A 14939-nucleotide genomic window follows, 5' to 3' on the forward strand; every position below is an offset into this window, starting at 1 on the left:
TTGGGAGGAAAAAGATGATTGCAGCTGAAAACCACTTATTCCCATTTTTCTGGCAGCATGGTGAAGAAGAAGAAGTGCTGATAGATTATATAGACAAAATTTATCAATCGGGTATAGAGGGTGTTTGTATCGAATCCAGGCCACACCCAGACTTTGCAGGTGATAGATGGTGGCATGATTTGAAAATAATCATCAGAGAATGCCGGAAACGTGAAATGACAGTTTGGATTTTGGATGATTCCCATTTTCCAACAGGCTTTGCCAATGGAAAAATTAAAGAGGTTTTTCCCGAACTGAGGAAACAATACCTCGCAATGAGGCGCTATGATGCTGCAGGTCCTTTTAAGGGAGCCAGAATAGATGCGTCTCTGCTGAAAGGAAGGCCATGGGAAACCAAGCAGGCTGAGATAATAGATCTGGTTGGTGTCTATTTGGCCCAAAGAGCTTCAGACTGCAATCAGCCCGGAGACCCTATAAAAGCTCAGTCCATCATTGACATCACAAGTCAGTTTAAACATGATACAGTTTTTCTGGATATTCCCAAGGGGAATTGGTCAGTATTTGTTATTTTTTCAACACACGACGGCGGAGAAGAAGCTACCGAAGATTACTTGAATCCCTTAGATTCAAAAGCTACTCAAGTTTTAGTTGATGAAGTCTATGAGAAGCATTTTAGTCAGCTGGGCGAGTATTTTGGCAGTACAATCACAGCCTTCTTCTCGGACGAACCTCGGTTTGGCAACGAAAAAGGAACACAATCCAGTATTGGCAAACCTGACATGGTGCTGCCTTGGCGGTCAAGCCTGGAAAAAGACTGTCATTTCGATAAGTCCTTTCTTCCCTTACTTTGGGTCCCTTCTGATAAGGAGGAACACAGGGAGGTGCGTTATGATTACATGGATGTTATCACAAGGGAGTATAACCGCAATTTTGTGAAGGTATTAGCGGATTGGTGCGAGGCGCATGGGGTTGATTATTTAGGGCACAATATTGAAGATAACGGCTCACATGCCAGACTTGGATATGGCGCAGGACACTATTTTAGAGGGCAGGAGGCGCAGCATTATTCAGGCATAGATGTTATAGGCGGCCAAATTGTTCCTGGAATGCCTTACCATCATGATGCTTATCAGACAGGCGGAAGCGACGGACAGTTTTACCATTATGCTCTTGCGAAGCTAGGAGCATCGGCAGCTGATTTGTATCCTCATAAAAAGGGCCGTGCTATGTGTGAAGCCTTTGGAGCCTATGGCTGGAATGAGGGGCTGAAGACAATGAAGTGGATTGCTGACCATCTGATTGTCAGGGGAATCAATACCCTTGTACCTCATGCTTTTAGTCCGAAACCATTTCCTGATTTTGACTGCCCGCCTCATTTTTACGCTAGGGGCAATAATCCGCAGTTCAGATATATGGACAAACTAAACCTTTATCTTAACCGGCTGCTGAGCATTTTTTCAGGTGGCAGACATATTGCCCCAATCGCTCTTTTTTATCCAGCAGAATTTGAATGGACAGGTGATTATATGCCTGTTGAGATTCCGGCTAGGGTGTTGACACGGGCACAAATTGACTTCGATATTGTAAGCAATGATCTTTTAAAAACCGCAGAAATGGAAGATGGTAAGCTTTTGATTAACAATCACTGCTTTGAAGCCTTAGTCATTCCCTACGCAGAGTATATTCCTAAGGCTCTGCTGAAGGTCATCAATGCCATTATTGATGCGGGGGGAAAAGTCCTGTTTATCAATCAACTTCCCATAAATAAAGCAGCTTTAAAGCAGTCGTTATCGGTTGTTTCGCTTGAAGAGCTTCCCAACGAACTGGCTAGCTCTGCTGAAGTAAAAGCAGAAACTGCCTCACCAGACCTTGTTTACTATCATTATCGCAAGGACCATAAGGATTACTGGCTGTTTTTCAATGAAAGCATTAGTGAAACAATATCTGCCAAACTAACCTTTACCGGTATGCCGCCGCATATTTATGCCTACGATGCTTACGAAGATACCTGCCTAAACGTGACGGATAGCCAGTTGCAGTTAGCGCCTTATGAAACAATCGTTTGGGTCTTTTCGGATGATGGCTTATACTCAAAGAAAATTAAAAACAGACTAGGCGGCAAAGCGCAGGCTCAGGCTGTACTGGCGTACGGCAAGCTGAAATCAACGACGTATAGTTTTGATTTTCAAAGAGTATCACCTTGTCAAAGCGGTTTGTGTTATGATGGTAAGGAACGAATTCAAGCGGAGTGGACCATTTCTTATGCCAGCGCCTTGGCTTACCCAGACTTCACACCAATTGCCATCAGTAAAGAGATTCGTCCAATCAATTCCCTGCCGGATTTTGACCGGAAGGCAGGCACAGCAAGCTATAGTGCAGTTATTGATATCAAAGAGCCTGGCTCAGTTGTCGGCATTGATCTCGGGGCTGCCTATGAAACAGCAGAAGTATTTATAAACGGACTGTCGCTTGGTATAAAGATTGCGCCTCCCTACATTTTTGAGACAGCAAATGGTTTCACTGAGGGGAAAAATGAACTCAGAATTGAAGTGACCAATACCTTGGGAACCGAGTTCAGAGGCGGTTTAAATCAATATTTACTGGTAGAACCGTTTGGATTGACAGAAGAGATAAAACTATTGAAAAAGAAGGATTGAAAAATGGTAAAAATACTTTTACGTGCAGATGATTTAGGCTATTCTGAAGCAGTCAATTACGGTATTGAAAAATCAGTAAGAGACGGCTTGATAAAAAGCGTCGGGGTAATGGTCAATATGCCTGCGACCAAGCATGGCGTTGACCTTTTGAAAAAGTATACTATTGCTTTTGGTTTACACACCAACATCTGTGCCGGAAAACCTTTGACCAATCCCGACCACATCCCTAGTTTAGTAGATTGTCATGGTTATTTTAAATCTTCAGCCATTTATCGAAATGCGGTCACTGACTTTGTAAATTTCGATGAAGCAGTTCTTGAAATAAAGGCACAATACCAACGTTTTATAGAACTATTTCAAAGAAAACCTGACTATTTTGAAGGGCATGCTGTTACATCAAATACTTTCTTCGAAGCATTGAAAGCTGTCGCTAAAATGTATGATTTGAAGTATTCGGGCTATTCATTTGGCGGAGACCCCATAACGATTGGAAATTCTTTGGTAACTTTTCATATGGAAAGCATGAATGACAATTATAATCCCGAAAGAATGCTAAGACAAATGGTAGAAGGAGCAGACGAGAAAATTGTCCAGCTAGGCATTTTTCATCCTGGTTATTTAGATGATTATCTCCTAACACATTCAAGCCTAACCTTCCCACGAACGAAAGAAGTCGCAATGCTTACTGATAACAAGATCAAAAAGTGGCTGTCAAATCAAGAAGTGGATCTGATTGATTATAGAAATTTGTAAATTTATAATGATTTGTCATCAACTTCAGATTGCATTATAAAAAGTTACATAAATAAAATTATGTAACTTTTTATAAATTATCCAAAGCATTTTTTTGCTCATCATTGACAATGTGAGTGTAGAGATCAGTTACCTGTGTTGAGGCGTGTCCTAGCTGATGGCTGACTAAAACTTGAGATTTGGTCGCGTCGTATAATCTTGTAGCAAGTGTGTGGCGAAGTTTATGAGGTGTCACGCGGATCTTAAAATCTTGGGAGTATTTCCCGACCATTTTTTCAATACTTGATGCATCAATACGATTTGGAGCTCCGCGATATTCCGTTAAAAAAAGAGCTGTATCTTGTTTTTGGGCTTTATAACGTTTTTGACGAATATCTAAATAAGCTTCTAAATAAGGTTTAGCAAAACCAGCTACATTAACAGAATCGCGTTTTCCGCCTTTTCGCGTTACATCAATAACCATTACCTTGAGATTGAGATCTTTTAAATCAAGATTCACCGCCTCGGAAAGACGGACACCAGAAGCCAGAAGAAGTGCAATGATAGCTAAATCACGTTCTTTATTTTTATAAAAGGAAGACTTAGCACGATTGGACAGCTTAAGTTCATATTCGGAGTTAATATATTCCAAAAATTCCATGGTTTCATCACCAAGAAAGAGCTTTTGCTTAATATTTTCTGCCCTAGAAGCAAGAGTTTCTTTCTTTTTTTTAGTGGTCACCTTTTTCATAACATTACGATAAAAATAAGGCTCTCCATCAGCTCCCTCAACTTCCTCGGTTAAATAGTTATAGAGACTGGATAGAGCTGATAAGGTACGGTTAATAGTTGTCTGCGAAACCCCTCGCTTGGTTGAATAGGTATTAAGGGAAGGTCTCTCGCGCAAATAAAGAATAAATGCTTCCATATCTTTTTTGCTCATATGTTCTAAAACAGAAATATCAATATCAGCAATTTTGGCAGCATCTGTGATATCAGACTCAATTAACCAATCAAAAAAGCGTTTGTATTCCTTGAGATACTCATACAGCGTTGTCAATGAGTAAGGAACAGACAGCTTGGACTGATAATACTCAAGCACATACCAAGGCATTATAGCTTTATAGTTGTCAATTTTTTCAAGTAAACGTTCGCGTTTCATAAAATAAATTTCCTCAATTTTCTATAAAAGAAGTATAACACATCCCTAAGTGTTTTTCAAGAAAATTACAGTTTTTCGGAAAGATGTTAGAGCACAAAAACAACAAGCTACTAACAAGCAACTCGTTGTAGATTCAATCAAATAGAGATATATCAGCTCTCTCAAGCAACAATCGCTTTGGCAATTTCCTCGGTTGTCATGCGTGAAAAATAATGTGTTGTATCAATTGTCTGAAGTTTGGCAAGGACATCGGTATATTCGTAACGCTGGCCAATCAAAAGGTTTTCAATATCAAAGACATCGCCAATACCAAAGAAATCACCATAGATTTTAATTCCCTTGATAATAGAATTTTCAACATTTGCGAAGGTTGTGATTTTTCCTGCAGGATAACGGACATTGCGCTCAATCGTATATTCTGGTGATTTACCATAGGTCCACTCCCAAGTACCAAACTGCTCGTCTGCAGATTTTTGAATGTGGCTGAGCTCATCTTCTGACAAAACGTATTCGGTCATATCAGGATGGGTATCAATCATTTTTTGGAGCAATAAATCTGAAAACTCATTAACAGATATTTTATGATCTTCAGGCAGTTCATCAAGGATATTGGTAACACGTGCACGAACAGACTTAATACCTTTTGATTCAATCTTGTCTTTGCTGACTTTGAGCGCATCCGCCAAGACAGATGTGTCAACATTAAACATAAGACAGCCATGGTGCATCATGCGTCCTTTATAATATGCTTGCGCATTGCCACAGAATTTCTTACCGTCAATTTCAAGGTCATTGCGTCCAGTAAATTCGGCTTTGACGCCAAGATCAGCTAAGGTAGCAATAACAGGCTGCGAAAAGGTTTTAAAATCAAAAGCACCTTCATCAGCCTTATTGGAAATAATGGTGTAGTTAAGGTTATTGAGATCGTGATAAACAGCGCCTCCGCCAGACAAGCGGCGCACAACATGTATATTGTGTTTATCTGTATACTCTTTGTTAATCTCTTGAATGGCATTTTGATGTTTTCCAATAATAATAGCTGGTTCGTTTATCCATAGAATGAAAATTTCATCTTCGTCCAGTAATTCGCGAAAGGCATAGGCTTCCAAAGCTACATTATAGGCCGGATTATTTGATTTATTGACGATATATTTCATAAGATGCTTGTCTCCTTTGTTAAAATTCTTACTAATATTATACCAAAGAAAGTCCTAACGAACATAAGAAAAGCCCACATTGTCATATTTTGTGGGCTTTTTGAGACCAGATGTCTCATCTATACGGTATTTTAAACAAAAAGAAGAGCTTAAAAAATAGGGTTAGGGTTATCAACAGTCTAATATCGCTGTATTACAGTTGATTATGACTTTTACAGTAAACAGTTGACATGAAAAAGTAGACAGTGTATACTTAAAGTGAAGTCTGGTAGACAGTGTCTACTTTTGGAGGAAAATATGAAGCGCAATACCGCTCAGCTAAAAGAAAAACTCATTCAAACAGGAATTGAAGCAATTAAAAACCATGGCATCGATCAACTCTCTCTTAGAACCATCGCCAAAGCCTGCGGCGTCACTCATGGTAGCCCCTATCGCCATTTTGAAAGTAAAGAAAATTATCTTAGAGTCGTTTTGACACATCTGTCCGCTTTTCTCAATCAGGAAATTGGACGGGAAATTGATTTGGAAGCTTCTGCTCGAGAGCAGCTGGCTCAAATGGGATTTAATTTTATTGCTTTTGCTAAGAGCTATCCTTATTTCTTTGAAGCCCTCTTTATCAAATTTCCTTTTAAGTATATGAAAGTCATTCAGGAAACCATTTTGGTAGATTCTGATTTACCGGGGTTTAGTGAATTTAAGCGTATCGTTTTAGAACTCCGTAAAGAGGAACACTTCACTAACAGCGAAGCTGAAACACTTTTTCACTTTTGGAGTTTTATTTCAGGTCTTGCTGTCCTAGCCAATAGTCCCATTGGGCGTGACCTTAATAATCAAGCCATTCAAACAACTATTAATCACATGCTTGACATTTATATCAAAGGAGAACAATCATGAAGATTTTAATTATTTACACACATCCAAATCATCAAAGCTTTAACGCTGCCATTCTCAAGCAGGTTCAAAACAATCTTTCTAATACGCACACTGTTAAAACATTAGATTTATATGCTGAACATTTTGATCCTGCTCTACGATTTGATGAAAATCATAAACGCCGTCATTTAGCTAAAAGCTTTGAAATGGCAAAATATCGCGATTTAGTTACTTGGGCAGATCATATGATCTTCATCTTTCCGATTTGGTGGAGTGGCATGCCAGCTATGCTTAAGGGCTTTATTGACCGAGTTTTTGTAGCTGGCTTTGCTTATTCTTATAAAAAGGTTGGTCTTGAGGGGCACTTACAAGGAAAATCTGCTTGGGTTATCACCAGCCATAATACACCATCTTTTGTAACTCCTTTTGCTCAAGATTATGGTAAAGTCTTGAAAAAACAAATTCTAAAACCCTGTGCTGTTGCACCGGTTAAGTTGACTGAATTAAGTGGTGTTGAAAGAATAACTGATGAAAAACGTCGGCAATTGCTTGAAAAAGTAGCTCAAATAGCCAGTAAAATTTGAAAATGCATAGGAATCAAAATCACCAGTCCAATATGAACTGGTGGTTTTGATTTCAGCTACTGTCAATTTTATTTTTGCTTATTTAAAATACCAAACCATAAGCATCTTCTAAGTAGGAGACGACAGCTGCTAAAAATTCGGCTGCTGGTGCGCCATCTAAGACTTGATGATCAAAGGTCAAACTCAGTGGCAAATAATGTCTTTCAACAACTTGACCATCGTCGTCAAAAGCTAAAGATTTCTGAATAGCTCCAACACCTAAAATAGCCACTTCAGGCGTATTTAGAATTGGCGTAAAGTATTCAATACCCTGAGCTCCTAGATTAGTGATAGAGAATGTGGAACCTGAATACAAGGATGGATCCAGAGTTCCCTTACGCGCTTGTGCAGCTAAATCTTTAATTGCTCGACCCAAATCTGATAAGGTCAACTTGTCAGCATTACGAATAACAGGAACGACCAAACCTTCGCTTAAGGCAGTTGCCATACCAATATGAATAGCTTCTTTTTCTTCATATTGACCGCCTGCATACCAAGCATTGGCTTCAGGATAATCTTTCAAAGCCTTCGTTACCGCTTTGGTTAAAAGGGTTGTAATGCCAATTTCGCCATTTTCAAGCGGTGCATTAACCTTAACTTTCATATCTTGCCTGAAAGCCATTAAAGCTGTCACATCAGCTTTACGATGAAGGGTTAATTGCGCACCGGAATGAAGACTATTCATCATATGTTCGGCAATGACTTTGCGTATACCTGTTAAACCAGCACCATAGTTGACAGTTGTTGGTGTAACCGGAAGACTGCTTGCTGTTTCAGTTACTGAAATATCTGCAGGATTAAAGGCTTCGACATCACGACGTGTGATACGTCCATTTCCGCCTGTTCCTTTGATATATGTGTAATCAATGCCTTTTTCTTTAGCAATTTTACGAGCAAGCGGTGTGATGAAAATTCTTCCGCCCTCGTGTTTTGTTGCTACCGAAGCTGTTGGAGCGGCCTGTTCTTGTTCTGCTGGGGCAGCGTTATTTGAAGTTTCATTTTCCGGCTCTGAAGCTGCTGCTGCTGTATCTCCGTCAGGAATGTTTTCACCTTCTTGACCAACCCAAGCAATCACCTGCTTACATGGAACCGTTTCACCTTCTCCTTTGACTATCTTTAGAACAACACCGGCTTCGGGAGCTTCAACTTCGCTGCTTAATTTTTCAGAGCTTATTTCAAGAAGGGCTTGACCAGCTGTGACGGTGTCGCCTTCTTTGACCAACCATTTGTTGATTAATCCTTCTGTCATCGTTAAGCCTAATTTAGGCATCACAATTTCTGTTGCCATAATATCCCCCTTTCTACGCCTTTAGATCGTCAATCAACTCAGATGCTGTTTCGATGACGCGGTCAGCATTAGGGATATAGAGTTGTTCAAGATTTTGGGCAAATGGAACTGGAACATTTGGAGCGCAGACACATTTGATTGGTCCATCTAAATAATCGAATGCTTTATCAGTTACAACTGAAGCAATGTCTGTTGCTGTATTATTATGCGGATTTGATTCGTCAATGACAATTAAGCGGCCTGTCTTTTTAACAGAATCAATAACGGTTTCTTGATCCCAAGGCGCAACCGTTCTAAGGTCAATAACTTCAACAGAAACACCCTCTTTTTCCAAACGTTCAGCTACTTCATAGGCCACATAGAGCATCTTACCAATAGTCACAATAGTGAGGTCATCCCCTTCGCGGCGAACAGCTGCCTTACCGATCGGAACAGTATAGTAATCTTCAGGAACTTCTCCTTTTATGCCATAAAGAGTCTTGTCTTCTGAAAAGATAACAATATTGTTATCTTCAATAGATGAAAGAAGCAGACCTTTGGCATCATAAGGCGTTGCTGGAACAACTACTTTAATTCCTGGAATGGAACCAAAAATGCCATAGTAAGATCCTGAGTGCTGTGCAGCTGCTGAAGCGCCTGCACCATGCATGGTTCTAACAGTCATAGGCACTTTTGCCTTACCGCCAAACATATAGCGCATCTTTGAACCTTGACCTAGCAGGGCATCAAAACAAAAACCGATAAAATCATTGAACATCAATTCTGGTACAGGATGCAAACCTGTCAAGGCCATCCCTACAGAAGCTGACATGTAACCATGTTCTGAAAGAGGGGTATCAATGACACGTTCACGGCCGTATTTGGGCATCAACCCTTTGGTGACCCCCATAACACCCCCCCATGCTTCTTCGTTTTGTTCTTCTAAGTGTTTAACTTTAACACCCCCTGCAATGTCTTCACCAAGTAAAATGACCATATCGTCCTTTTCCATTGCCTGATCGAGCGCTTCGTTAATTGCCTTCATAAATAATAATTCTCTAGCCATGATAATCCTCCCTTGTTAATCAGCAAAGACATCTTCAAGTAAGGCGCTTTCCTGAGGTATTGGGCTTTCTTGAGCAAATGCAATAGCCTCCTCAACAGCCTTCTTGGATTCTTCTAAAAGGTCATCAAGTTCTTCTTCGCTAAGCAGATTATGTTCTATTACGAAATCCCGAAAAACTTCAAGCGGATCAACATCTGCCCAATCTTTTTCTTCACCATCAGGAGCTTTATATTTTTCTTCGTCTCCTTCAAAATGACCGTGGTCACGGTAAGTGACAGCCTCAATCAATGTAGGGCCCTCACCATTTCGAGCACGTTCAACGGCTTCTTTGGTCACTTGATAAACAGCGAATAAATCTTTACCATTTACTCGGATACCTGGCATATTGTAGGCTGCTGCTCTTTCAGCAATGGTAGGCGAAGCTGACGAATACCATTGAGGAGTAGATTCGGCAAATAGGTTGTTTTCATTAACAAAGATAACTGGCAGATCCCAGATAGAAGCCATATTCAGACATTCATGGAAAAGCCCTTCATTAGCAGCGCCATCTCCAAAGAAACAAACAGCAACGTTATCAGTTTTGAGGTATTTATTTCTTAGAGCAGCACCTGTCGCTAGGCCAAAGCCTCCGCCAACCATACCGTTGGCTCCTAGAATACCCTTATCTAAATCGGCAATATGCATGGAACCGCCTTTACCTCTGCCAAGCCCCGTGCTTCTTCCGAAGATTTCAGCCATCATACCCTTTAGGTCACCGCCCTTAGCCACACAATGTCCATGACCGCGGTGCGTACTGGTAATATAATCTTTATCGGTTAAATTAGCACAGACACCTGTTGCTATAGCTTCTTCACCAGCGTAGAGATGAACAAAACCTGGGATTTGACCTGAGGCAAAGAAACGTCTGGTATTTTCTTCGAAATTACGAATATTCCACATGGTCTTGTAGATGTCCTTGGCCTGTTCTTTAGAAATAAGCTGTGCTTCTATATCTTCAGCCGTCCGAACCTTGAGGTCAACCAGCTCAGAAACAGCAGCTTTTCTCTTGGTACGTGTTAATTCTTGTGGTAAATTCTTGTAGTTTGACATCTTTTTTCCTCCAATCTAAGGATTACTTTCAACAATCCGTTTGGCGACTTCTTGGGTCAATTCTGAAATGGTTGGGTGAGCAAAAACCGTTTCTAGGACTTGTTCCAAGGTTCCCTCAGCTTGTCTCAGTAAAATTAATGACTGTAAAAGATCCGTCCCGTTAGCTCCAACTATTAGGGCACCTAAAATTTGATGGTATTTTTTCTCAGAAACAATTTTGACAAAACCTTCGCTCTCATTGGCAGCTAACGCTCGGCCATTATATGTAAAAGGCAATTGCTCTGTTATCACATCATATCCTGCCTCCTTTGCTTCTTCTTCGCTATAGCCAAAACTAGCAACTTCTGGAATAGTGTAAAGAGAACGCGGCACTCCTAAAGAATCAAGTGGTTCTTCTGCTTTTCTGCAAATAGCCTTAACAGCCTTGATTCCTTCTGCACTGGCAACATGAGCTAGCATATAAGACTCTGTCAAATCACCAATGGCGTATACATGAGCTATAGAGGTTTCATAATAGTCATCAACCTTAACAAAACCTCGCTTTGTCAGCTCAATTCCCATGTCTTTAGCCAGATCTGTATTTGGTTTGCGGCCAGTAGCAATCAAAAGTTTGTCAAATTTAACTTGCTCCTTTTCCAAAATAACGCTATCTGTTGTTACTTCTTGAATATTGACATTTTCAAAAATCCTAACCCCCATATGGGTCAATTTTTGACGAATAACTTCTCGGGCGAGCGGATCTTCTGTCAATAGGATTTCGGGTGCAACTTCAATAACTGTCACTTCAACACCTAAAGGCTTCATGGCAAAAGCCAGCTCAATAGCAATAACACCGCCTCCGATAATAACAAACTTATCTGGTAATTCCGTTAAATCAAAGAAGCTATCTGTTGTCAAATAATCAACAGTTTCTGTTCCTGCAATCGGAGGAACAAAAGGATGACTGCCAGTCGCCAGAATAACATCTTTTCCTTTGATAGATTGACCGTCAACTTTAAAGACAGTCCCCTTATCAAATACAGCCTGACCGTCATAATAATCGATTTTTAAAGCCTTAAAGGTGGCATGAATTCCTCCCTGCAGACTTGCCACTACTTGATTTTTACGATTCACCAATTTCTCAAAGTCAATCGCTTCTACCTTTGTCTGGATTCCGTATTGATTAGCTTCCTTAATATCTAATAGCCAATGGCTATGCTGAAGGTAACTCTTAGACGGTATACAGCCAACGTTCAGACAGGCTCCGCCGATAGCCTTTTTTTCGATTACCGCAACTGTTTTCCCCTGTTTAGCAGCTTCTTCTGCTGCAACATAACCACCTGGACCAGCTCCGATAACCAAAACGTCATAAGTCTTCATATTATCACGCTCCCTTCCTTTTATGGAGTTAATAAAAATGAACGCTGCAGTGATTTGTTTCTTACCGTGATTCTAAAAACTAATGATTTTCATAAACGAATCACTGCAGTAACTAAAATAGGGTTAAAAATGAAAGCGCTTTTCTAATCTTCATTGTAGTACTAAAGTTTGTGAAATTCAAGAAAAAAGTGTAGCTTTGAAAATTTTTTTATTTGTGAAAACAGATTGTGCTTATTAAAATAAAGCTAAAAAAGCACTAAAACAGTGCTTTTCCCCATTGTATTGAATTTAAAGTTTGTGATTATTGATTGGAAATTATTCCAAACGCTTAAGAAAAGTTTGTGAAATCATATCCTTTTTAAGTATCATAAAAAGACAGTTTCTCATTTTGACAGGACACTTGAACCTTCCTATTTTCTTTCTTGTCTTGCTTAATAATAGACATTGCCAAGGGATTTTCCAATTCTTGCATAATAGTACGCTGCAGAGGTCTGGCACCAAAAGCTGGATCAAACCCTTTTTTAGCAAGCCAGCTGTAAACATCTGGGGCAAGTTCCAAATGAATATCTTGACTCAGCAGACGTTTTTGCAAATCAGCAACCATAATCTTAACAATGCTGGTCACCTTATCAGCTGATAAAGGATTAAAGACGATTGTTTCATCAATACGGTTAAGGAATTCAGGCCTGAAACTGTGATTCAATTCATCCAAAACGGATTGGCGGACTTCTTGATTGATTTTTCCTGTCTCATTTAGTCCCTCTAAAATCATTGAAGAACCGATATTGCTGGTCATAATCAATATGGTATTTTTAAAATCAATCGTTCGTCCTTTTGAATCGGTAAGCCTTCCTTCATCCAAGACTTGCAACAAGGTATTAAAAACATCTGGATGAGCCTTTTCTATCTCATCAAGTAAAACAATTGAATAGAGCCTACGTTGCACCGCTTCGGTTAGCTGGCCGCCTTCTTCATAGCCAACATAGCCCGGAGGCGGACCAACTAGACGAGCCACTGCATGCTTTTCCATGTATTCCGACATATCCAATCGGATCATTTCCAATTCACTGCCAAAAAGGATTTCCGCAAGTGTTTTAGCCAAAGCTGTTTTTCCAACTCCAGTCGGTCCCAAGAACAGAAAAGAACCAATAGGACGTCTGGGATTTTGAATACCTGCTCGTGAACGGATAATAGCCTGAGCAACCTTTTGCACTGCCTGATCCTGCCCAACGATTTTTTCTTGCAGCAATTCTTCTAAATGCAGAAGCTTTTCACGTTCATTTTCTACAACACCTTGAACCTTGATTCCCGTCACACGTTCAACAATAGCTGCAATGTCTTCTCTTGTGACGATTGCATCAACAGGTTCTTGTTCTATAAGCGTCTCAAGCTGTGAGCGGCTTTGGGGCAGATTGCTGTCGGTCAGTTCAAGATAAGTAGATAAATCTTGGCTCTTTAAAGCGGATTCAGATTTTTCTTTTAGTGCTTCAATCTGAACACGTACTTGTTTGATTTGATCCAAAAGCTCTTTTTGAACCTGCCATTTCTCAATCAGTTCTGCTTTTTTATGTTCTAACGATTGAACCTCGGCCCTTAAAGTCTTGGCTTTTTTCGATTGAGAACAGCGTAGCAATTGAATCTTTTTGCTGAGAATCTGGCGGTTTAAATCGTCGATTTCTTTTGGGTGATAGTGAGAAGTAATCTGCTTTAAAGTGCAGGCTTCGTCCACCAAGTCCAATGCCTTGTCAGGCAAATACCTATCGGAAATATAACGCCTTGATAAACTGACAGCGGCTTCTAAAGCCTCATCGTCAATACTGACATTATGAAAAATTTCGTAATCAGATTTGAGACCGCTGAGGATAGCCAGCGACTGTTGATTATCAGGTTCTTGAATTAAAATACGTTGAAAATGTCTCTCTAAAGTCTTATCGTATTCAATGCTTTCCCTGTAACTGGCATGTGTTGTTGAACCAAGAATCGTCACTTCACCTCTAGCTAAAAAAGGTTTTAAAAGACTAGCAGCATCAACTGAACCTTCGGTCTGACCTGCACTTACAAGCGAATGAATTTCGTCTATAAAAAGGATAATCCTTCCTTTGGAGGCCGCAATTTCTTTCAAGAGAGCTTTGAAGCGTTCTTCAAATTCACCGCGATACTTGGTTCCAGCAATGATTGCACCTATATCTAAACTGTAAACCAGTCTATTTTGAAGATTTTCAGGAACTTCATTTTCGACTAGTCGCTGTACAAAGCCTTCAATAGCTGTTCTTCTGCCTGTTCCCGGATAACCTACCAGCACCGCATTGTTCTTGTCTTTGCGAGATAAAATACGAATAATATCATCAATTTGATCCTGACATCCGATGATTTTCTTCCCATTTCCATCTATGACATGCTGATTGAGATTGAGAGCATATTTCTCCAAAGCTTCATAAATTGCTTCTTGGCTGAGCGATCTAGCCTGCTGACCTTTTCTCACTTTATTCATCTTTTGGTAAAGCTTTTCTTGGTTGATGCCCTGCTTTTCCAAAAAAATAGTTAAAGGATTGCGCTGTTGTTTAGAGAGAGCCAAAATCAAATGCTCAACAGTTAAAACTTCGTCGTGCAAATCCTGCGCTTCACGTTTGGCGTCATCTAGAAGATTTTTAAGGCGCTGGCTGTACTGGCGGCCATAGCGGCTTTGATCAGTTTGTTCAAAGACAGAGAGTCTCTCTAGTTCATTTTCGATGAGTTGATTAAAGGCGTTTTTATCAACGCCTAAATCGGTATAAAATCGATCCGCAAAATGGTCTGGCTGCATTAAAACATACCACAGGTGGGGGATATCCAACTGGTAATTTTTATGCTGAACAGCCACATTCCTTGCTTCTTCAATGGAGCTTTCCACTAATTGTGTCATATCATTTGCCATAATAGTACTCCTTTTTGTCATTTAGGAATCATCGGTATTA

Annotated in this window: 11 protein-coding genes; 4 read left to right on the top strand and 7 right to left on the bottom strand. The window is 40.1% G+C overall.

Annotated elements, in window-relative coordinates:
• Positions 1-14: 14 nt before the first annotated feature.
• Positions 15-2657: a glycosyl hydrolase gene (locus ACVRZ8_RS00350; protein ID WP_447447271.1), complete on the top strand. Its 2643-nt coding sequence runs from the start codon at positions 15-17 to the stop codon at positions 2655-2657.
• A 3-nt stretch (positions 2658-2660) separates the two neighbouring features.
• On the top strand, positions 2661-3410 hold the full coding sequence (locus ACVRZ8_RS00355; protein WP_447447273.1) for a ChbG/HpnK family deacetylase: 750 nt from the start codon (positions 2661-2663) through the stop codon (positions 3408-3410).
• A gap of 70 nt (positions 3411-3480) precedes the next feature.
• Here the strand turns inward: ACVRZ8_RS00355 and xerS are convergent, their stop codons facing one another.
• Both xerS and lplA read right to left on the bottom strand, forming a co-directional pair.
• Positions 3481-4551: a tyrosine recombinase XerS gene (gene xerS / locus ACVRZ8_RS00360; protein ID WP_447447274.1), complete on the bottom strand. Its 1071-nt coding sequence runs from the start codon at positions 4549-4551 to the stop codon at positions 3481-3483.
• A gap of 161 nt (positions 4552-4712) precedes the next feature.
• Complete coding sequence (gene lplA / locus ACVRZ8_RS00365) at positions 4713-5708, bottom strand: lipoate--protein ligase (RefSeq protein WP_447447275.1); 996 nt, start codon at positions 5706-5708, stop codon at positions 4713-4715.
• A 297-nt stretch (positions 5709-6005) separates the two neighbouring features.
• On the opposite strand from lplA, the gene ACVRZ8_RS00370 reads away from it, so the two are divergent.
• Positions 6006-6602, top strand: coding sequence for a TetR/AcrR family transcriptional regulator (locus ACVRZ8_RS00370; protein WP_447447277.1), 597 nt, complete (start codon positions 6006-6008; stop codon positions 6600-6602).
• On the top strand, positions 6599-7165 hold the full coding sequence (locus ACVRZ8_RS00375; protein WP_447447279.1) for an NAD(P)H-dependent oxidoreductase: 567 nt from the start codon (positions 6599-6601) through the stop codon (positions 7163-7165). The genes ACVRZ8_RS00370 and ACVRZ8_RS00375 overlap by 4 nt, the downstream gene beginning before the upstream one ends.
• A gap of 82 nt (positions 7166-7247) precedes the next feature.
• On the opposite strand, the gene ACVRZ8_RS00380 is transcribed toward ACVRZ8_RS00375, so the two are convergent.
• From ACVRZ8_RS00380 to ACVRZ8_RS00400, 5 genes are all read right to left on the bottom strand, one after another.
• A complete protein-coding gene (locus ACVRZ8_RS00380) occupies positions 7248-8492 on the bottom strand; it encodes a dihydrolipoamide acetyltransferase family protein (protein WP_447447281.1) in 1245 nt (414 codons plus the stop codon).
• 13 nt (positions 8493-8505) lie between these two features.
• A complete protein-coding gene (locus tag ACVRZ8_RS00385; RefSeq protein WP_447447282.1) occupies positions 8506-9537 on the bottom strand; it encodes an alpha-ketoacid dehydrogenase subunit beta in 1032 nt (343 codons plus the stop codon).
• A gap of 15 nt (positions 9538-9552) precedes the next feature.
• Positions 9553-10626 carry a thiamine pyrophosphate-dependent dehydrogenase E1 component subunit alpha gene (locus ACVRZ8_RS00390; protein ID WP_447447284.1) on the bottom strand — a complete coding sequence of 358 codons (1074 nt, stop codon included), beginning with the start codon at positions 10624-10626 and terminating at the stop codon, positions 9553-9555.
• Positions 10627-10641: 15 nt separating this feature from the next.
• On the bottom strand, positions 10642-11985 hold the full coding sequence (gene lpdA / locus ACVRZ8_RS00395; RefSeq protein ID WP_447447285.1) for a dihydrolipoyl dehydrogenase: 1344 nt from the start codon (positions 11983-11985) through the stop codon (positions 10642-10644).
• A 358-nt stretch (positions 11986-12343) separates the two neighbouring features.
• Positions 12344-14899 carry an ATP-dependent Clp protease ATP-binding subunit gene (locus tag ACVRZ8_RS00400; RefSeq protein WP_447447287.1) on the bottom strand — a complete coding sequence of 852 codons (2556 nt, stop codon included), beginning with the start codon at positions 14897-14899 and terminating at the stop codon, positions 12344-12346.
• Between the last annotated feature and the right edge of the window lie 40 nt (positions 14900-14939).

It is taken from the genome of Streptococcus dentiloxodontae (assembly GCF_053206925.1).